Raw genomic sequence first — 18,432 nt, 5'->3', positions numbered from 1 at the left:
CCGCTGAGGGCGGTGTTGGCAAAAGGGATATCTGCGCGGTTGATCATGAGGTTGAGGTTATACAGCCCGCACCAGGAATGAAAAGATGGAAATTTCGGCTTTGCCTTGGCGAACTTAGTTTTTCCGCATCAGTTGATCGAAGGTGAGTGGCTGCTAGATGGTCGAAAATGAAGACTGCACTTGTCATCGGCGCATCAGGCGGAATTGGGTCAGCCGTTCACAACCAATTGCTTCAACAGTCGGTATCCGTCACGACACTGTCCCGGTCGTCGGACGGGTTCGATCTGACGGACCCTGATCGGATTAATGCGGCCTTGCAGGCTTTGGATGGCCCCTTTGATCTTATTCTGGTCGCGTCCGGTGCCTTAGAGATTGATGGGGCCGTGCCCGAAAAGACAATCAAGGGCGTGTCGGCAGAGGCTATGATGAACCAGTTCGCGCTGAATGCGGTTGGTCCTGCTCTGATTTTGGCGCATGCAAGTCGTCTGATGCCCAGAGACACCCGCGCAGTGTTTGCAGTGTTATCTGCAAGGGTTGGGTCGATCGGTGACAACCGGTTAGGTGGGTGGATTAGCTATCGTGCCTCCAAGGCCGCTGTGAACCAGATCGTACATACGACCGCGATCGAGCTTGCCCGCACCCACAAGCAAGCGATCTGCGTTGCGTTGCACCCCGGAACTGTACGGACCGAGTTCACTCGGAAATACGTAGGTCGTCACCCGGCGGTCGCCCCAGCTGAGGCCGCGCAAAACCTGCTGACAGTGGTGGACAACCTGACGCCCGCTGAAACGGGTGGCTTTTTCGATTGGTCTGGAAGACCTGTGCCGTGGTAGCGGCTTAACCGTCCGAGGGTGTGTCAGACTCGGGCTCTTGGGCGGGTGTCTCGTTGGGTGCCGTGGCTTCGGGTTCGGTCCTGTTTTCGCTGGGCAGAACGCCATTCTCCCACGTACCGGATTCTTCTTCGCCGTTCGCATAGCGCATCGTGCCATCGCCGTGGCGTTTGTTGTCCAGAAAGTTGCCTTCGTAGACGTCGCCCGTTGCATAGGTCGCCGTTCCACTGCCGCTGATCTTTCCGTCCGCCCAACTGCCAGTATATGTAAAACCACGCGGAGTGGTGATGGTTCCTTGACCGTGGCGATTGCCGTCCATGAATTCACCTTCGTAGACAGTGCCGTCAGGGAAGCTGGCTTTGCCAACGCCTTGCCTCGCCCCTTCAACCCAATCCCCTTCGTAACGGTAACCATTTGCGAATGTCAGTACGCCGGTTCCGTGGCTGAGGCCGTTTTTGAACTGTCCTGTGTAGACCACGCCGTTTGGATAAGTCGCCGTTCCGCTGCCCTCAAAGATGCCCGCAATCCAATCCCCGTCATAGATGATGCCATCGGGATACGTGTGGGTCCCCTTGCCGTGCGGCAGGTCCGAGCTGAAATCACCGACATAAACCGAGCCGTCAGGGTACGTCATTTCGCCAAAGCCATCAATCTGACCCTCGGCCCATTCGCCATTATACTCAAACCCATCCGAGCCCAGGAAACGGCCTTTTCCGTGCCGCCGGTCGTCGACATAGTCGCCTTCGTAGATTGCTCCGTTGGCGTAGGTCGCTTTACCTTTTCCCTGCCGTCGACCGTCGATTAGATCGCCTTCGTAAACATCCCCGTTTGCCAGAACCTGTCGGCCCTTGCCGGTCATGCGATCTTCGAGCCATTCTCCGGAATAGGTCATGCCGTCCGGGACGGACAATGTGCCCTGTCCGTGACGCTTGCCGTTCAGAATTTCGCCTTCGTAGACATTGCCCTGAGCCGAGGTGATCTTGCCGGTGCCTTGTTTGACACCTTCGACCCAGTCACCATCATAGATGTAGCCGCTTGGATCTGTCAGAACGCCGCTACCGTGATAGCGCGCATCCTTGAACCCACCGGCATAACGCACGCCGTTGGCATATATCGCCACACCAGTGCCGTTTATCGATCCGTCGGCCCATTCGCCTTCATAGCTGCCGCCGTCCGGATACACGATTTTGCCCTGGCCTTCGGGCTGTCCATTGGCAAATGTACCCTCGTAGACCGAGCCGTTGGCGTATCGGGCTATACCTTGCCCCTGAATTTCGCCTTCGGCCCATTCCCCCGCATATTCAAAGCCGTTTGGCAGGCGATACGTGCCGGTGCCGTGTCTCAGGCCGTTCAGAAAAGTGCCTTCGTAGACGCCACCGACCTCATCGTCGGCCGTGATCACTTGGCTATCCTGCGCATTCGCGGCCAAAGCCGTCAAAGCGATCGCCGTTGCAGCAATTGAGGTACGGAATGCGTTCATGGTTGTCTCGGCCTGCCCGGTTATCATCCTTTGGCGCAAAACTAAGATACCGTTGGGGACAGGGCAACGGCTTTTGCCGTATTTGCCTTTTCCTCGCGGCGCGATCTGGTAAATGGCATTAGAACAGACGATGGCAAGAGGGCACCATGGCCGACCGTTTCCGCATCACTCTGGCGCAACTCAACCCAGTTGTCGGGGATCTCGAAGGCAATGCGGCTAAGGCCTTCGATGCTTGGGAACAAGCGCGTGCAGCCGGGGCCGACATGATCGCTTTGCCCGAAATGTTCATCACGGGCTACAATACGCAGGATCTGGTGATGAAACCGGCGTTTCATCGGGCGGCTATGTCAGCGGTTGAAGCTTTGGCGGAAAAATGCGCAGACGGCCCTGTATTGGCCATCGGCGGCCCGTGGGTTGAGGATGGCAGCCTTTTCAACGCCTATCTGATTCTGAAAAACGGAAAGGTGGGCAGCAAGGTGCTCAAGCACCATTTGCCGAACGAGACTGTCTTTGACGAAGTGCGCCTTTATGACTCTGGCCCCCTTGGTGGGCCTTATTCGGTCGGCAATACCCGCATCGGCAGCCCGATCTGCGAGGACAGCTGGCATCCAGATGTGGCCGAGACACTGGAAGAAACAGGGGCCGAGTTTCTTCTGATCCCGAACGGATCGCCATATTACCGTGACAAGTATGACGTGCGTCTGAACCACATGGTTGCGCGGGTTGTCGAAACCGGTTTGCCGTTGCTTTACCTAAACATGGTCGGCGCGCAGGATGATCAGGTATTTGACGGCGCGACCTTCGGCCTGAACCCGGGAGGTGAGCTTGCGTTTCGGATGCCGGTTTTTGACGAGGCCGTAACCCATGTCGATCTGGAACGCGGCGATGAAGGTTGGCGCATAGTGCCGTCCGAGATTGTGCCCCAGCCTGATGCGTGGGAGCAGGACTATCGCGCGATGGTTCAATCCCTGCGGGACTATATGGGCAAGACTGGGTTTCGTAAGGCGGTGCTGGGTCTTTCGGGTGGCGTGGACTCGGCCTTGGTTGCGACCATCGCGGTGGATGCGATTGGCGCGGAAAACGTACGCTGTGTCATGTTGCCGTCGGAATACACCAGCCAGTCATCTCTGGATGACGCTGAGGCAGTCGCTAAGGCACTGGGCGTTCACTATGACTACGTTCCGATTTCGGAAAGCCGCGCAGCGGTAACGGCGACCTTGGCCCCGATATTCGCTGGGCGGGACGAGGACTTGACCGAAGAAAACATCCAGTCCCGCCTGCGCGGGCTGCTGTTGATGGCGATGTCGAACAAATTCGGTGAGATGCTTTTGACCACCGGCAACAAATCTGAGGTGGCGGTCGGCTATGCCACGATTTATGGCGATATGAACGGTGGCTACAACCCGATCAAGGATTTGTACAAAACGCGCGTGTTCGAAACCTGTCGCTGGCGTAATTCCAACCATCGCGCATGGATGATGGGGCCAGAAGGCGAGGTTATTCGCCCTTCGGTTATCGACAAACCCCCGAGTGCCGAATTGCGCGCCGACCAAAAAGACAGTGACAGTCTGCCGGACTACCCCGTATTGGATGCGATTCTGGATATTCTGATAGATCAGGACGGGTCAATTGCAGATTGCGTCGCCGCTGGCTTCGCCGAAGAGGATGCGCGCCGGGTCGAGCATCTGGTTTATATCAGCGAATATAAACGCTTTCAGTCCGCTCCGGGCACACGTCTGACCAGCCGTGCGTTCTGGTTGGATCGACGGTATCCAATCGTGAATCGGTGGCGGGATCGGTCCTGATTTTGCACCGATAATTGTCTGCAAATTAACATCAATAACTCGCTTTATGCGAAAGTGTTTCAATTTCGTTGATGGGTTAGCCGTTCTTCTGCGAAAAAGGCCCTTGTCGCTTGAAGCGGTGCCGCCTTTTGGCCATATTTTAGCTGTATTATTGCCCGATGTCGGGCGAGTGTGACGCAATTCTGCTTGCTGCAGAGAGACGAGTAAAGTTCTGGTCTGGGTTGTGCGTGACACTTGAAATTTGGTGGCTGTGTTAACGATTTGGTATCGCTATGCGTGAGGAATACGACAAACCGCTCCATTCTCCGCTTCCGTGGAGATCTATGGAATCCGAAGGCCAGGCTTTGGATGAGTCCAAGCTTGATCTGGCGATTTCTGACCTCTTGCAACAAGAACAACCCAAAGCACCGGTCAAGGCAGATGTGACCCCGAAGGCTGAAACGACATATGCCGACCTTTCGGAAGCAGAAGAGCTTGCCGAAGAAGACCCTGATACGGTTATTGGGTTTACCGCATCATTGAAGCAGAAATGGGCGGAACTCGTCGGCGCAGCCTGATGCTGCAGCCTTTGAAGCGATCGGCTGAAACCGCCGCGCGTGTGCGCAAGAACACATATCACGAAAATAGTGGCAAACCCGACTAGGGTCGTATTGCCTCTGGTCAGGTCTCAGGCATTCATTGCGGTCCGAGCAATGATGTAAGAGCGGCTGATGCCCGGCCCCAAACCGACATTTGTAGAACCTGATCTGAATCTTCCGAAAAATGTCGATGTCGTCGTTATCGGAGGTGGGATTATTGGTGCCGCAACAGCTTATGAGCTGTCCGAACGTGGTGCGCGTGTCCTTCTGTGTGAAAAAGGGCAGATCGCGGGCGAACAGAGCTCTCGCAATTGGGGATGGGTCCGTTTGGGTTTGCGTGATCCGCGCGAAATCCCGTTGATGCTGGAAGCGCAGCGCATTTGGGACGGGTTGGATCAACGCACGGGCCGAAAAACAGGCTTTACCCGCTCGGGCATCTTGTTTGCAGCATCCGGTAAGCGCGACGCTGAAAACCTGAAGCGATGGATGCGCCATGTAGACCGGCTTGAGACGGGTGCGACGATGGTATCCGGGCAAGCCTTGGCCGCGTTATTACCAGAACAACACATGAGTATTGAGCAGGCTTTGTTCATGCCTCTCGATGGCCGGGCCGAGCCGCAATGGGCAGCGCCCGCAATCGCAGAAGCGGCACGAGACAGAGGGGCCGTGCTAATGACGAACTGTGCCGTTCGCAGCGTCGATGTGCAGGCTGGACGAATTGCAGGTGTATTCACAGAACGCGGGCGCGTCGCCTGTGACTATGTTGTTCTGGCAGGGGGCGCTTGGTCACGATTGTTTGCTGGGAACGCTGGCATCGAAATCCCACAGCTCAAAGTGTTGAACACTGTTCTGCGGACGTCACCTGCGCAAGGTCCCGAAGCCGCCGTATGGTCGGATGATTTCGCAGTTCGCAAACGGGCCGACGGTGGGTACACGATCGCGTCGGGGCATGAAAACACGGTTGATATCGTGCCGGACAGTTTCAGATTGGCGCGCCAGTTCTTGCCCGCATTCTGTCAAGAATGGCGATCGCTTCGGTTCCGTTTGTCCAAGCGCTGGTCTGTCGAAGCGGGCTATGACAGGTCGTGGCTTCCGACCGACGTCACGCCTTTTGAACATTGTCGCGTTCTGGATCCCGAACCATCACAGAAAGTGCTGCGGCGGGCGTGGAGCAAGGCGCAAAAGGGGCTGCCTGCGTTGCAAAAAGCCGAGCTTATCCAAAGCTGGGCGGGGCTGATTGATGTCACCCCGGATGCGATCCCCGTAATCTCGGACGTGGAAAAGATACCCGGAATGTATGTCGCGACCGGTTTCTCAGGGCACGGTTTCGGTATTGGCCCCGGAGCGGGGCGGTTGATGGCCGATCTGGTTGCCAGAACAACGCCATGTGTTGATCCGGCCGCATTTCGCCTGTCCCGATTTACGGATGGCTCAGTTGTGCGGCCGGATACAGGGTACTAGCCCTTAGCCCATCATCTGATAGCTGACCGGTACAAAGCGGAAGCCGTCACCACGGGTTTCCACAAAACCGGCCGCTGGGAAAGGCATGTGGAAGCCAATCATCGGCACTTTGTCGGCAGCCAGCATTCCCAGAACTTTGCGGCGTGACGCTGTCGCTGCTTCCTTATCCATGTCAAAACGAACTTCCCATTCCGGATGCGCGAATGACCACACATAGTGGTTTGCCAGATCCGCGGTCAAAACAAGACGCTGACCATTGCTTTCCAGATGGTAAACCGTGTGACCCGGCGTATGACCATAAGCCGCGACGGCGGTTATCCCCGAGGCAACCTCACCGCCATCTGTGAGGAACGACAGTTTCTCGGCTTGGGGTTTCACCTTGGCTGTGACCAGATCGCCCACGCGGTTACCCGCATCCTGTGCGGCCCAGAAATCATATTCCGGGGCTGCAGTCACAAAGCGTGCCTTGGTGAAGGTTGGGGCATCGTTGGTTGTCATGCCGCCGATATGGTCGGGGTGCATGTGAGTCAGAACGACCACGTCGATCTGATCCGGCGTCACACCCGCATCCGCCAGCGCGGCTTGGATACCGCCCTGCCCAAGTCCGGTATCAAACAGGACAAGCTCGGACCCGGTGTTCACCAGTGTTGGAGTGAAGAAGAATTGCGCTGCATCCGCCGGGATGAAGTTGTCGGCCGACACTTTGGCAAACTCTTCATCAGAAGCGCCGCCGCCAAAGATTTCCTTGGCGCCGTCTCGCGGAAGGCTGCCGTCCAATAGCGATGTAACGGTGAAGTCGCCCAGCTTAAATGATTTTGCGATGGTTGAATTGGCTTTGGTTTCTGTGCCTGCCGCCAGAACCGGCGCAGCAGCTGATGCAAATGGCAAAGCCGCCGCTGCACCTAGCGCAGCCCGGCGGGTCAATTTAACAGTCATTTTGTGTCTCCCTGTGTGTGCGAGCCATCTTTAGATAGGTCACGGTTTTCAACATGCATCTGACGTTCCCGTGAACAGGCGCAGTGACTGGACAAAACGCCCCCCGTATGACATGAGCCGCGCCAACAGGAGACTCCTATGACAACCACCCGTTTCGCCCCGTCGCCCACCGGCTATATCCACGTGGGCAATCTGCGTACCGCCCTGATGAACTATCTGATCGCCCGCAAAGCAGGCGGCACGTTCATCCTGCGTATCGACGACACTGACCCCGAGCGGTCGAAGGAAGAATATGTCGATGCCATCAAGCAAGATATGGAGTGGCTGGGTCTGCATTGGGATCGGATCGAACGTCAGTCCCACCGCTTGGATCGCTATGATGAAGCTGCGGACAAGTTGCGCGAAATGGGTCGGTTTTATGAGGCGTTTGAAACGCCAACCGAGCTGGACCTTAAGCGTAAAAAGCAACTGAATATGGGCAAGCCACCGGTTTATGACCGGGCAGCCCTCAACCTCAGCGACGCTGAGAAAGAAGCGCTTCGCGCCGAGCGGGGAAATGGTGTCTGGCGTTTTAAGCTGGACCATGAGCGCATCGAATGGACAGACGGGATTCTGGGTGACATTTCGATTGACGCAGCCTCGGTCTCTGATCCCGTGCTCATACGTGGTGATGGTCAGGTTCTGTATACCATCGCTTCGGTGGTAGATGATACGGAAATGGGTGTAACCGATGTTGTGCGCGGCTCTGACCACGTCACCAACACCGCGACCCAGATACAGATTATCGAGGCGCTGGGTGGCCAATGCCCCCGTTTTGCCCACCATTCCTTGCTGACGGGTCCACAGGGTGAGGCTCTGTCCAAACGTTTGGGCACTTTGGCGCTGCGTGATCTGCGCGAACAAGGCGTACAGCCAATGGCCCTGCTGAGTCTGATGGCGCGTTTGGGGTCATCCGATCCAGTCGAGCTGCGCGCGGACATGTCCGAACTGATCGAGGGTTTTGATGTAAGCCGTTTTGGCGCGGCGCCGACCAAATTTGACGTTCAAGACCTGTTCCCGCTGACGGCCAAACACCTGCAGTCACTGGAGCTGTCAGCTGTGGCCGATGCGGTTGCAGGGGCGGGCGTGCCGGCAGAATTGGCAGAACCCTTTTGGGCGATGGCTCGAGAAAACATCACGACTCTGGCCGACCTCAAAGGATGGTGGGACCTGTGCCGCGACGGCGCGGAGCCTTTGATCGCTGACGAGGACCAAGAGTTTATCGCACAAGCCATTTCTCTGTTGCCGGAAGGCCCGCTGGACAGTGACAGCTGGGCGACCTGGACGGCGTCAGTCAAGGAAGCGACGGGCCGAAAAGGCAAAGGCCTGTTCATGCCCTTGCGCAAAGCGTTGACCGGAATGGAGCGGGGGCCCGAGATGGCAGCCCTTTTGCCGTTGCTTCAGGTTATCCGCGCGCGCGGATAATTCGCCGGTGAAAACTTTTAGAAGGCGAGGTTAACGGACCTCGCCTTTTTCTATGCCGGGTTGATGATGTCTACTGAAAGTCGACGCAGGCGATCGTCAACGAACTCCGCCTCGCTTGCTTTCAGTTGTTGATGCCGTGGGTATCGTGGTGCAGCCCGATCGTTGAGGATTGGTACGTCCCAACAATCAGTGGTGGCAAAGAACCGGTCTGCGCCATCTTCGCCGTATGCCCGCAAGTACCCCTGAACCACTACGTCAATGTAGCTGAGTACAAGTGGATGGCGGTTCGTCGGTTCGTTCTGCTTGTCGTGAGGGACCGCATAAACTGCAATCTCAACCTCATGGGTAAGCGGGTGTGACACCGATTGTGTGGCTGGTACCCGGTCGTAAGCCCATTCGCGCTTATCCAATGCGGCCCAGTCGTTTTTGGGCACGTGCGCAATCATCCCTTCAATCTCGGTGTCCGGATCCGGCACGACGGTCAGAAAGGCGACCTGCCGCAAGTCGGTGTGACGCCAGACGCGCTTCCAGCCTTGCAACCGGGCAGGTCGCGGGTCGGGGAAATCGTGCGTCGCAAGGTTCACAAGGCTGCCATAGCCAAAGAAGTAGGGGTCTGCCATGGGATCTCGGTTCCTGTTTCGCTGATTGATGTATGTCAAACCGCCTTTTTGCAAGACATGCAATAAGGTCGCATCGTGAAAACTGGGAGGCAATCATGCGCATTACCAAAAGGACGAACATTGCAGTACGCCTGTTGATGTACTGCGCCGCGCATCAGGATCGGCTGGTGACCAAGTCCGAGATCGCAGAGGTTTGTAATATCTCGGAAAATCATCTGGCACAGGTGATCAATCAGCTTAGCCAGCTTGAATATCTCAGCACGCAGCGCGGGCGGAACGGCGGTATGGCTCTGGCGCGACCGGCCGAACAGATTCGCATTGGCTCGGTCTTTCGTCATGTCGAAGGAAACTTGCCTTTGGCCGAGTGTTTTGCGGACGCTGACAATACCTGTCCGTTAACCGACGCTTGCAGATTACGCTTGGCGCTGCAGGACGCGGCCGAAGTCTTTTACGCCTCGCTGGACGAAATCACCTTGGACGCGCTTGTCTGTGACAACGACAAGCTGTTGAAAATCCTTCAGCCGGTCGCCTGCGTTCGCTAGTTCTAGTCACTGGCCCGCAAGATGCGGGCCGGTCGCACGGCAAGAGGGCGAAGGGCAAAGGCCAGACCTGCGCCGAGGGTCACGAGAACTCCGGCCAAGACTATGCCTATGGCGGACGGCCATATGATGCTGAACGCAGTGTCGAAGATATAGGTGGCGACGGCCCATCCGCCCAATATCCCCGTTAACAAGGCGACGCCCCCGGCGGCGGCTCCCAGAAAAACTGCGCGCAGGGCAAAGCTGAACAATATGCTTCGTCTGTCTGCACCCAGTGTCTTGAGAACCGCAGCTTCGTATCTGCGTGCCGGTTCTCCTGCCGCGGCAGCGCCGATCAGGACCAAAAATCCGGTCAACAGCGACACGCCCGCACCATATGACGTTGCCGAAGCCAGCCCGGCCAAAAGGCCCGAGACACGATCTATCGCATCGCGCACACGTATAGCGGTGATATTGGGGAACTGACCGGCAAGATCGCGCAAGATCGGACCTTCGGCCTGCTCTTCGGCATAAACCGTTGCAATGAAACTATGTGGCGCACCCGCCAGAGCGGCGGGGTTCATGGACATAATAAAACCCATACCAGCCGTCGAAAAATCAACTTCACGCAGTGAGGTGATTTCGGCAGATATGTCCCGCCCGAGTATGTTTACCGTCAGAGTGTCGCCCAGTTTAAGACCCATTTCTTCGGCCTCTTCAGCCGCGAAACTGACTTGTGGGGTGCCGGTATAGGTCTCGGCCCACCATTTCCCTGTGGTGATGCGAGCGTTTTCGGGCGGTTTTTCCGAGTATGTCACGCCGCGATCTCCGTCCAGCACCCAGTGATCCCCGGCGACCTCGCGGGCAGCGCGCCCGTTTATTTGTGTGATAATCCCACGCAACATAGGTGCGCTTTCGATACGGCTCACGGCGGGGTCGGCTTCCAGTCGTTCAAGGAAACCGGGCATCTGGTCCTTTTGGATATCAACGAAGAAGTACGAGGGTGCAACATCCGGCAAGTTGCCCGAAATCGCGTTGCGCAGCGTCCCGTCTATTTGGCCCACTGCCGCTAAAACCGAAAGGCCCAACCCCAGTGACAAAACAACCGAAGCGGCCCCCTCACGCGGGTCTGAGATTGCCGACAGAGCCCAACGTAGTGTTGGTCGCCCGCGGGCCCAGGGCGTCAGGGCGCGGGCCAGTTTTCGGATTACTATGGCCGAAAGTGCCAGCAGTGCCAATGCCCCGATTAACCCACCGGCTGTCCACAAGGTCAGCCGTGTTGAGCCACTGAACCATGCTGCCAAAGCGACCAGAACGGTTAATCCGATGGCAGTTGCCAGTAAGAATACAGGCCGCGGGAACACCCGGGCCGACGTCAGAGCGTCGCGAAAGAGGGTCGCTGCGCGCACCTGTTCCGTGCGTGCTAAAGGCCAAAGCGTGAAAAGAAACGCGGTCAGTACGCCGTAAAGCGAGGCTTCGATCAGGGGGCGGGGATAGATCGCGAATACTGCGGGCACCGGCAATTGTGCTTCGATCAGCGGGGCCAGTACAACTGGGATCGCGCCACCTAAAACCACCCCAAGCAGCACGCCCACGCCGGACAGGACCCCTATCTGCAGCATGTATGTCTGGAAAATCGTCGCCCGATCTGCACCAAGTGTGCGCAAAGTGGCGATCGTTTCTGTTTTCCGAGACAGGTATGCGCGGACCGCGGCAGAGACACCAATTCCCCCAACGGCCAATCCCGATAGGCCAACAAGGACAAGAAAGGCGCTTAGACGTGCGACGAACTCGGATATTCCCGGGGCACCGTTTCGCGCATCGGTCCAGCGCATACCTGTGCCCTCGAAATTGTCACGCGCGGAGCCCGAGAGTCCCGCCAGGTCAGTACCTTGCGGCAGCGCAAGCCGATACTTGGTCGAAAACAGTGTCCCCGGAGCCAGCAGTCCGGATGCCTGCAGATCTTTAGTCCGGACAAGGGTGCGTGGTCCCAACCCAAACCCATCGGCGGCGCCGTCGGGCTCATGCACAAGAGCGGCGGATAGGACAAAGTCTTGGGTTCCCAAGGCAAATACGGATCCTATGGACAGGTTGAGTCGGTCGATCAGAGAGGGGTCCATGACGGCACCGGGCAGGTCGCCATTGCCATTCAGTGCCTCTGGTAGAGAGATATCCGGCTCAAGGACCGGCGTGCCCAGCAGCGGGTAACTGTTGTCGACAGACTTCACCTGCGTCAACGCGCGATCCGTGCTGCCCCCAGCTGACGAGACCGCCATGGACCGGAAATCGACAACCTCTGATATCGCGTTGGCCGACTGCAGCATCCAGTCACGCTCTTCGTCTGTGGCAAAGCGGTAGGTGAATTCCAATTGGGCGTCCCCGCCCAGAAGAGCTGCCCCTTCTTGGGTGAGTCCGGTTTGGATTGCATATCGGACAGAACCTACCGCGGCGATCGCGGCAACGCCGAGGGCTAAACATGCCAGGAACACCCGAAATCCGCGCAGCCCGCCACGCAATTCACGGCGTGCCAAACGCCCGGCAAGGCGCAGGCTCATTCGGCGGCCTCTTGCAGCGTATCTTCGGCGATCCGCCCATCTCGCAAGCGAACGACACGGTCACACCGGCGTGCAAGGCTGTGGCTATGGGTGACCAGAATGAGTGTCGCGCCGTGCTTATCGCGCAGGTCGAACAACAGGTCTACGATGGCCGCCCCATTTGCTTCGTCCAAATTCCCCGTAGGTTCGTCGGCCAATAGAATCTGCGGTCGCGGCGCTGATGCCCGGGCCAAAGCAACGCGTTGTTGCTCGCCACCCGATAGCTGAGCGGGATAGTGGTTTCGCCGGTGCGACAACCCAACCGCGTCCAATTCGGCCTCTGCCCGGGTAAAGGCATCCTTCTGCCCCGCCAATTCCAGCGGGGTCGCGACGTTTTCCAGCGCGGTCATGGTTGGGATCAGATGAAAGTTCTGAAACACAACACCCATCGACTGCCGCCTGAACCGGGCCAGAGCGTCTTCATCCAAACGGGTCACATCCTGACCCAAAACCTCGATCGTGCCGGTCGTGGCGCGTTCAAGCCCGCCCATCAACATCAGCAGCGAAGACTTGCCTGACCCGGACGGTCCGACCAGCCCCAGGGTTTCCCCCTTGTTCACGGACAATGTAATGTCGTGCAGGATATCCACTAGACCGGCATTGCCATCCAGCGACAATGCCGCATTCTTAAGGGACAGGACGATTGAGGTCATTGCGTTTTCCAACCTTGGACGTTCGGATTTGATATGGAGCGTTAAAGATGTTGCGCAAGGTTTTGATGACGGTGCTGCTTACCTGCTGCGGTTTCGGAGCCACAGCCGAAACGACTGTGATCGCGGCGCTTGGCGATTCACTCACCCAGGGCTACGGGCTGCCCGAGCAAGATGGTTTCGTGCCGCAACTTGACCGTTGGCTTGCGGCTCAGGGCGCTGATGTCCGCCTTATCAACGCTGGTGTCTCGGGGGATACCACTGCAGGCGGGGCTGCGCGCGTTGACTGGACCCTGACGCCAGAGGTTGACGGCATTGTTGTGGCCCTTGGCGGAAACGACCTGTTGCGCGGGATCGACCCAGCAGTTTCACGGTCCAATCTTGAGGCAATCGTCAAAACTGCCGAAGCCAAAGGCGTCGCTGTTCTTTTGATTGGAATGCAGGCGCCAGGGAATTACGGTCCTGACTACAAGGCGTCGTTTGATGCGATGTACCCTGAATTAGCCCAACAATACGGTACTGCGTATGCCCCCAGCTTTTTCACGGGTTTGACTGTCGAAGGGAACCCAGAGGCCGCGCGTGAATACATGCAGCCAGACGGAATCCACCCCAATGCCACGGGTGTCAGCCGTATTGTCGAGAACTTGGGCCCCCACGTTCTGACCTTGGTTCAGACGATTAACCCGTAATCAGACAACCGTCACAACGGTTCCGATCGGTACGCGGTCGTAAAGATCCACGACATGCGCGTTCAGCATGCGGATACAACCGTTTGAGGCTGCACGTCCTATGGTTTGCGGCTGGGTTGTGCCGTGGATGCGGAAATACGTGTCTACGCCGTTTTGAAACAGGTATAGCGCACGGGCACCCAGCGGGTTGTCGCCACCGCCGGGTTGGACATAGTCGTTATCCTTGAACCGCGCATAGGTGATGGGTTCGCGCTCGATCATTTCGTCGGTGGGGCGCCATGTGGGCCACTCTTTCTTGACGTCGATCGTTGCGGTGCCCGTGAACTCCAACCCCGCTCTGCCAACGCCGCATCCATACCGGATCGCTTTGCGCGGCTCGGTCACATAATACAAATAGAACGATCGGGGTACGACCAGAAGCTGCCCCGGCAGAAACTCTTTCTTGACCCGAACGAATTGGGGCGTGGGATCATATTCGACGGGTTTTTTCTTTGCAATCGCTGCGCCGGGTACAAGGCTAGTCGCGGCAGCGGCGGTCAGGAATGTACGGCGTGTAAACATATCTGTTCTCTTCAATACAACAGGAAAATCATGACCATAGTGTCGGAATGATAGCCGATCTGGTCAATCTGCGGTCAAGAGTAACTGAAATGTGATGTCGTCAACGGGCCACAGTTATGTTGCCTGACGCAAAAAGGGCAGAGGTTTTCCTCTGCCCTTGGAACAGCTTAGGCCAGTTCGATATTATCCGCGCTTTCGCGGCCGTCACGACCCGAGCGCAGCTCGTAGGTGACTTTCTGGTTGTCGGCCAGGCCGGTCAGGCCCGAGCGTTCTACGGACGAGATGTGCACGAACACATCTTTGCCGCCATCTTCGGGCGCGATAAAGCCGTAGCCTTTGGTGGTGTTGAACCATTTAACGGTGCCTGCGGGCATATCCGTATTCTCCTGTTTGGTGCTGCCCACGGGGATGCGGCAGCCTGGCGTCGTAGTCTGGATCGAATGACTGAGCGCCGGAAAAGGAGACAGTGGGTCGAAATAGAAAAACGTAAGCCCTTTGCATATGGCATTGGGGTGGGCGTGTGGCAAGGGTGGAACTTAGAAATAGGTGGCGAGCAATCAAGGCTGATTGGACTGTAGTCTAAGCCAAGATAGAACGACGAAAAGGACCACTAGCAAGGCGCTAATCGACAAAACTCCTGGCTGAATACTAAATCCGTACTTCTCTTCCAAAAGGCCCAAGTCCAAAAGCGAGCCCCCAACGAACGCTGCGATTGACATCACTAGAACCCAATACCGGGATTCCTTTAACCTTTTGCGTTCTTCCTCTGCACGAGTAAAATTCTCACTGGCTTCTTTGGCTAGGCTAGCCAACTCCCTGCGCAGAGACTCTGATTTTTCCAAGTCTTCTGCAAGAATTGTGCCTAAGGCTCTGCGCTCTGGGTTCAGGTTTGATTTAAGCCATGAGGCAACATCTTGCGCGTTTGCCTCATGAATTCTTAACTGCATCGGTTGCCCACCACTCGCGTCTAAGATCTCTTGCTGTCCTACAATAGCGTAACCTTTTTGCGAACCTAGGCGATCTATACAGTAGATTCCTTGGTGTACGGTCCTACCATTGATAAGAAAATCAACCTTGTAGATCTTTTTAGACGCAAACGGGGTGCCGCAGGAGTGCAGAGAGATTGATCGCGTGTTTCGAAGGAACTTTTGCTGTTCCTTTGGTGTTTTTGTTTCATCACCTTCGACGTCACGGTCTGGTAGTTTGACGATCAAGTCCATGGAGATCACCTCATACTATGTGAGGTGATCTCTAAGAGAATCAATTTTAAATGGCAAATCTTATGGCAGTCGCAATCTTGGGTAGATTACCGCGCAAACTTCTTATGCTTCAAGCGCTTGGGCTCCAGTGCATCCGGTCCCAGACGGCGCTTTTTGTCTTCTTCGTAATCCTCGAAGTTGCCCTCGAACCATTCCACATGCGCATCGCCCTCGAATGCCAGAATATGCGTACAAATCCGGTCGAGGAAGAAGCGGTCGTGCGAGATCACAACAGCGCAGCCGGCGAAATCGACCAGCGCGTCTTCCAGCGCGCGCAGGGTTTCGACGTCCAAATCGTTGGTCGGTTCGTCGAGCAGCAGAACGTTGCCACCCTCTTTCAACAGGCGAGCCATGTGGACGCGGTTGCGCTCACCCCCTGATAGCAGCGAGACTTTCTTCTGCTGGTCGCCGCCTTTGAAGTTGAAGGACGAGCAATAGGCGCGGGAATTGACCTGTGCGTCGCCCAGCTGGATGATCTCGGCACCGCCGGTGATCGCCTCCCACACGGTGTCGTTGTCTTTCAGGTCGTCGCGGGACTGGTCGACGTAAGACAGCTCGACCGTGTCGCCCAGCGTGATGGTGCCGCTGTCGGGCTGTTCCTGGCCGGTGAGCATCTTGAACAACGTCGATTTACCCGCACCGTTGGGGCCGATGACGCCGACAATGCCGCCGGGGGGCAGGGCAAAATCCAGCCCTTCGATCAGTTGCTTGTCGCCCATGTGTTTCGACAGACCCTCGACCTCGATCACCTTGCCGCCAAGGCGCTGGCCGTTGGGAATAACGATCTGGGCGCGGGTCAGCTTTTCGCGCTCGGACTGTTCGGCCAGTTCGTTATAGGCGTTGATCCGGGCCTTGGATTTGGCCTGACGGGCCTTCTGGCCCTGACGCATCCATTCCAATTCGCGCTGCAGGGTCTTCTGCTTGGACTTGTCCTCGCGCGCTTCCTGCTCCAGCCGTTTTGCCTTTTGTTCCAGCCATGCGGAGTAGTTGCCTTCGTAGGGGATGCCGCGACCACGGTCGAGTTCCAGGATCCAGCCGGTAATGTCGTCCAGGAAATAACGGTCGTGCGTGACGATCAGGATGGTGCCCTTGTAGTCGATCAGGTGCTGTTGCAGCCAGGCGATGGTCTCGGCGTCCAGGTGGTTGGTCGGTTCGTCCAGCAGCAGCATGTCGGGTGCTTCCAGCAGCAGCTTGCACAGCGCCACGCGGCGTTTCTCACCACCCGAGAGGTTGGCAATGTTGGCATCGTCCGGCGGGCAGCGCAGCGCCTCCATCGAGACGTCGATCTGGCTGTCGAGATCCCACAGGTTCTGGCTGTCGATCTCGTCCTGCAGCTTCGCCATCTCATCGGCGGTTTCGTCCGAGTAGTTCATGGCCAGATCGTTATAGCGGTCGAGGATCGCCTTTTTCTCGGCCACGCCCAGCATGACGTTTTCGCGCACGGTGAGCGATTCATCCAGCTGAGGCTCCTGCGGCAGATAGCCGACTTTTGCGCCTTCGGCGGCCCAAGCCTCACCGGTGAAATCCTTGTCGAGACCGGCCATGATTTTCATCAGGGTCGATTTACCCGCGCCGTTGACGCCGACAACACCGATTTTCACACCGGGCAGAAAGCTCAGGTGGATGTTTTCAAAGCACTTCTTGCCACCGGGATAGGTCTTTGAGACACCCTGCATGTGGTAGACATATTGATAGGCGGCCATGTCGCGTCCTCTGGGTCGGGGAAATCAGGTTGAACCGCTAGATATCCAAGCATTGCGGGCGGGGCAAGCTGGTGGTTTTGTGAATTTCGCGCAGCGGCGCCTTTGTTTAGATTGGCGCAGTTGCAACACCCGGAGGGGAAATTGGCTGAACTGGCAGAATTGATTGCGGGATGGGCGCAACCCGGTCGGGTCGAGTGGATTGGGCTTCGGCCAGAGAGACGAGCGCCGATGCTTGCGGTGGAGGCGGCCGAGGTGACCTCCGACGGGCTTTCGGGCGACCGTAGTCGGGCAGGTAAGCGGGCGGTGACCGTGATCCAGCAAGAACACTTAGGCGCGATTGGCAGTTATCTGGGTCGCGGGCTGATCAAGCCGGAGGTTTTGCGGCGCAATCTGGTGGTGTCGGGGATCAATCTAGCGGCGCTCAAGGGCCGTGAGGTACAGCTAGGCGAGGCCATCCTACGCTTTACCGTGATCTGTGCACCCTGCAGCCGGATGGAGGAAGCACTGGGCAAAGGGGGCTACTCTGCCGTGCGCGGTCATGGTGGCTGGTGTGCCGAAGTGGTTCAGCCTGGGCACGTCAAGCTGGGCGATGTGGTGCAACCTGTTGATTGACAAGCCGCCTCAGTTCTGAACATCAGCGGGGAATGGAGCGTTTCCTAATCCCATATGCGCGGCCCGGACAGGTCATTGGGCTGTTGGGTGGGTCATTTGATCCGCCGCATCGCGGTCATGTGCACGTGACGCGCGAGGCGCTGAAGGCGTTTGATCTGGATCGGGTTTGGTGGCTGGTATCTCCGGGCAACCCGTTGAAAGAACGTGGCCCTGCACCCATGCAAGACCGAATGCGAGCGGCGCAAGCCATGATGCAGCATCCGCGTGTCGACGTAACGGATTTGGAAGCTTTGACCGGAACGCGGGCAACAGCGGACACTCTGGCTGTGCTTCAACAGCTATATCCGCAGGTGAAATTCGTCTGGTTGATGGGGGCCGATAATTTGGCGCAGTTCCACAAATGGAAAGACTGGCGCCTGATTATGGATCGCGTGCCAGTCGGCGTTGTTGCGCGGCCGGGAGACAGGATATCGGCCCGCATGTCCCCCGCAGCGCGGGTTTACGCCAAATACCGGATCGACGGTCAGGCGCGGCAATTGTTGGGCCGGGCCGAGGCTCCGGCCTGGTGTTTTGTCAACATGCCGATGGTGGATGTCAGTTCAACTCAACTTCGCAATCGCGGCATCTGGGCGAATGGGGTGTTGCCGGAATAACCCCTCAAGACGCATAATC

At 57.3% G+C, this 18,432-nt stretch carries 18 protein-coding genes; 9 read left to right on the top strand and 9 right to left on the bottom strand.

The window, feature by feature from the left end; genetic code table 11:
* The first annotated feature begins 167 nt into the window (after positions 1–167).
* The gene (locus ACR0DG_RS05545) at positions 168–833 is read left to right on the top strand and encodes an SDR family NAD(P)-dependent oxidoreductase (RefSeq protein ID WP_480695137.1); all 666 of its coding nucleotides are present in this window, start codon (positions 168–170) and stop codon (positions 831–833) included.
* A gap of 4 nt (positions 834–837) precedes the next feature.
* Here the strand turns inward: ACR0DG_RS05545 and ACR0DG_RS05540 are convergent, their stop codons facing one another.
* Positions 838–2,310: an MORN repeat-containing protein gene (locus ACR0DG_RS05540; RefSeq protein WP_480695135.1), complete on the bottom strand. Its 1,473-nt coding sequence runs from the start codon at positions 2,308–2,310 to the stop codon at positions 838–840.
* Between the two features lie 146 nt (positions 2,311–2,456).
* Between ACR0DG_RS05540 and ACR0DG_RS05535 the strand changes: the two genes are divergently transcribed.
* From ACR0DG_RS05535 to ACR0DG_RS05525, 3 genes are all read left to right on the top strand, one after another.
* Positions 2,457–4,115, top strand: coding sequence for an NAD+ synthase (locus ACR0DG_RS05535; protein WP_480695133.1), 1,659 nt, complete (start codon positions 2,457–2,459; stop codon positions 4,113–4,115).
* A 323-nt stretch (positions 4,116–4,438) separates the two neighbouring features.
* Positions 4,439–4,672, top strand: a complete 234-nt coding sequence (locus tag ACR0DG_RS05530) for a hypothetical protein (RefSeq protein ID WP_480695131.1) — start codon at positions 4,439–4,441, stop codon at positions 4,670–4,672.
* Between the two features lie 153 nt (positions 4,673–4,825).
* The gene (locus ACR0DG_RS05525) at positions 4,826–6,154 is read left to right on the top strand and encodes an NAD(P)/FAD-dependent oxidoreductase (protein WP_480695129.1); all 1,329 of its coding nucleotides are present in this window, start codon (positions 4,826–4,828) and stop codon (positions 6,152–6,154) included.
* A gap of 3 nt (positions 6,155–6,157) precedes the next feature.
* Here ACR0DG_RS05525 and ACR0DG_RS05520 read toward each other — a convergent pair whose 3' ends face one another.
* A complete protein-coding gene (locus ACR0DG_RS05520; protein WP_480695127.1) occupies positions 6,158–7,090 on the bottom strand; it encodes an MBL fold metallo-hydrolase in 933 nt (310 codons plus the stop codon).
* Positions 7,091–7,228: 138 nt separating this feature from the next.
* Between ACR0DG_RS05520 and gltX the strand changes: the two genes are divergently transcribed.
* The gene (gltX, locus tag ACR0DG_RS05515; RefSeq protein ID WP_480695125.1) at positions 7,229–8,554 is read left to right on the top strand and encodes a glutamate--tRNA ligase; all 1,326 of its coding nucleotides are present in this window, start codon (positions 7,229–7,231) and stop codon (positions 8,552–8,554) included.
* A 50-nt stretch (positions 8,555–8,604) separates the two neighbouring features.
* Here gltX and ACR0DG_RS05510 read toward each other — a convergent pair whose 3' ends face one another.
* Entirely contained in the window at positions 8,605–9,174 is a 570-nt protein-coding gene (locus tag ACR0DG_RS05510) for a gamma-glutamylcyclotransferase family protein (protein WP_480695123.1), read from the bottom strand.
* Between the two features lie 95 nt (positions 9,175–9,269).
* On the opposite strand from ACR0DG_RS05510, the gene ACR0DG_RS05505 reads away from it, so the two are divergent.
* On the top strand, positions 9,270–9,716 hold the full coding sequence (locus ACR0DG_RS05505) for an RrF2 family transcriptional regulator (RefSeq protein ID WP_480695121.1): 447 nt from the start codon (positions 9,270–9,272) through the stop codon (positions 9,714–9,716).
* Between the two features lie 2 nt (positions 9,717–9,718).
* Here the strand turns inward: ACR0DG_RS05505 and ACR0DG_RS05500 are convergent, their stop codons facing one another.
* The gene (locus tag ACR0DG_RS05500; RefSeq protein WP_480695119.1) at positions 9,719–12,247 is read right to left on the bottom strand and encodes an ABC transporter permease; all 2,529 of its coding nucleotides are present in this window, start codon (positions 12,245–12,247) and stop codon (positions 9,719–9,721) included.
* Positions 12,244–12,939, bottom strand: a complete 696-nt coding sequence (locus ACR0DG_RS05495; RefSeq protein ID WP_480695117.1) for an ABC transporter ATP-binding protein — start codon at positions 12,937–12,939, stop codon at positions 12,244–12,246. The genes ACR0DG_RS05500 and ACR0DG_RS05495 overlap by 4 nt, the downstream gene beginning before the upstream one ends.
* Positions 12,940–12,986: 47 nt before the next feature.
* Between ACR0DG_RS05495 and ACR0DG_RS05490 the strand changes: the two genes are divergently transcribed.
* A complete protein-coding gene (locus ACR0DG_RS05490) occupies positions 12,987–13,625 on the top strand; it encodes an arylesterase (protein WP_480695115.1) in 639 nt (212 codons plus the stop codon).
* Here the strand turns inward: ACR0DG_RS05490 and ACR0DG_RS05485 are convergent, their stop codons facing one another.
* The 4 genes from ACR0DG_RS05485 to ettA form a co-directional block, all read right to left on the bottom strand.
* Complete coding sequence (locus ACR0DG_RS05485; RefSeq protein ID WP_480695113.1) at positions 13,626–14,186, bottom strand: L,D-transpeptidase; 561 nt, start codon at positions 14,184–14,186, stop codon at positions 13,626–13,628.
* A gap of 167 nt (positions 14,187–14,353) precedes the next feature.
* The gene (locus ACR0DG_RS05480; RefSeq protein WP_155149991.1) at positions 14,354–14,560 is read right to left on the bottom strand and encodes a cold-shock protein; all 207 of its coding nucleotides are present in this window, start codon (positions 14,558–14,560) and stop codon (positions 14,354–14,356) included.
* Positions 14,561–14,743: 183 nt separating this feature from the next.
* Complete coding sequence (locus ACR0DG_RS05475) at positions 14,744–15,406, bottom strand: hypothetical protein (RefSeq protein WP_480695111.1); 663 nt, start codon at positions 15,404–15,406, stop codon at positions 14,744–14,746.
* An 86-nt stretch (positions 15,407–15,492) separates the two neighbouring features.
* On the bottom strand, positions 15,493–17,148 hold the full coding sequence (ettA, locus tag ACR0DG_RS05470; RefSeq protein ID WP_480615473.1) for an energy-dependent translational throttle protein EttA: 1,656 nt from the start codon (positions 17,146–17,148) through the stop codon (positions 15,493–15,495).
* Positions 17,149–17,289: 141 nt separating this feature from the next.
* Between ettA and ACR0DG_RS05465 the strand changes: the two genes are divergently transcribed.
* Together ACR0DG_RS05465 and ACR0DG_RS05460 are read left to right on the top strand one after the other, a co-directional pair.
* A complete protein-coding gene (locus ACR0DG_RS05465) occupies positions 17,290–17,760 on the top strand; it encodes an MOSC domain-containing protein (RefSeq protein ID WP_480695109.1) in 471 nt (156 codons plus the stop codon).
* Between the two features lie 32 nt (positions 17,761–17,792).
* Positions 17,793–18,413, top strand: coding sequence for a nicotinate-nucleotide adenylyltransferase (locus ACR0DG_RS05460; protein WP_480695107.1), 621 nt, complete (start codon positions 17,793–17,795; stop codon positions 18,411–18,413).
* Positions 18,414–18,432: the final 19 nt, after the last annotated feature.

This window comes from Ruegeria sp. BG8, assembly GCF_056538325.1.
The sequence above is the reverse complement of the archived record's forward strand: the minus strand, read 5'-3'. Positions and strand labels throughout refer to the sequence as shown.

Excerpts from the sequence above, each read along its gene's own strand:
- gltX (WP_480695125.1), top strand. The coding sequence starts at position 7,229 with ATGACAACCACCCGTTTCGCCCCGTCGCCCACCGGCTATATCCACGTG.
- ACR0DG_RS05495 (WP_480695117.1), bottom strand. The coding sequence starts at position 12,939 with ATGACCTCAATCGTCCTGTCCCTTAAGAATGCGGCATTGTCGCTGGAT.
- ACR0DG_RS05535 (WP_480695133.1), top strand. The coding sequence starts at position 2,457 with ATGGCCGACCGTTTCCGCATCACTCTGGCGCAACTCAACCCAGTTGTC.
- ACR0DG_RS05490 (WP_480695115.1), top strand. The coding sequence starts at position 12,987 with ATGTTGCGCAAGGTTTTGATGACGGTGCTGCTTACCTGCTGCGGTTTC.
- ACR0DG_RS05475 (WP_480695111.1), bottom strand. The coding sequence starts at position 15,406 with ATGGACTTGATCGTCAAACTACCAGACCGTGACGTCGAAGGTGATGAA.
- ACR0DG_RS05545 (WP_480695137.1), top strand. The coding sequence starts at position 168 with ATGAAGACTGCACTTGTCATCGGCGCATCAGGCGGAATTGGGTCAGCC.
- ACR0DG_RS05500 (WP_480695119.1), bottom strand. The coding sequence starts at position 12,247 with ATGAGCCTGCGCCTTGCCGGGCGTTTGGCACGCCGTGAATTGCGTGGC.
- ACR0DG_RS05505 (WP_480695121.1), top strand. The coding sequence starts at position 9,270 with ATGCGCATTACCAAAAGGACGAACATTGCAGTACGCCTGTTGATGTAC.
- ettA (WP_480615473.1), bottom strand. The coding sequence starts at position 17,148 with ATGGCCGCCTATCAATATGTCTACCACATGCAGGGTGTCTCAAAGACC.
- ACR0DG_RS05520 (WP_480695127.1), bottom strand. The coding sequence starts at position 7,090 with ATGACTGTTAAATTGACCCGCCGGGCTGCGCTAGGTGCAGCGGCGGCT.
- ACR0DG_RS05530 (WP_480695131.1), top strand. The coding sequence starts at position 4,439 with ATGGAATCCGAAGGCCAGGCTTTGGATGAGTCCAAGCTTGATCTGGCG.
- ACR0DG_RS05485 (WP_480695113.1), bottom strand. The coding sequence starts at position 14,186 with ATGTTTACACGCCGTACATTCCTGACCGCCGCTGCCGCGACTAGCCTT.
- ACR0DG_RS05525 (WP_480695129.1), top strand. The coding sequence starts at position 4,826 with ATGCCCGGCCCCAAACCGACATTTGTAGAACCTGATCTGAATCTTCCG.
- ACR0DG_RS05480 (WP_155149991.1), bottom strand. The coding sequence starts at position 14,560 with ATGCCCGCAGGCACCGTTAAATGGTTCAACACCACCAAAGGCTACGGC.
- ACR0DG_RS05540 (WP_480695135.1), bottom strand. The coding sequence starts at position 2,310 with ATGAACGCATTCCGTACCTCAATTGCTGCAACGGCGATCGCTTTGACG.
- ACR0DG_RS05510 (WP_480695123.1), bottom strand. The coding sequence starts at position 9,174 with ATGGCAGACCCCTACTTCTTTGGCTATGGCAGCCTTGTGAACCTTGCG.
- ACR0DG_RS05460 (WP_480695107.1), top strand. The coding sequence starts at position 17,793 with ATGGAGCGTTTCCTAATCCCATATGCGCGGCCCGGACAGGTCATTGGG.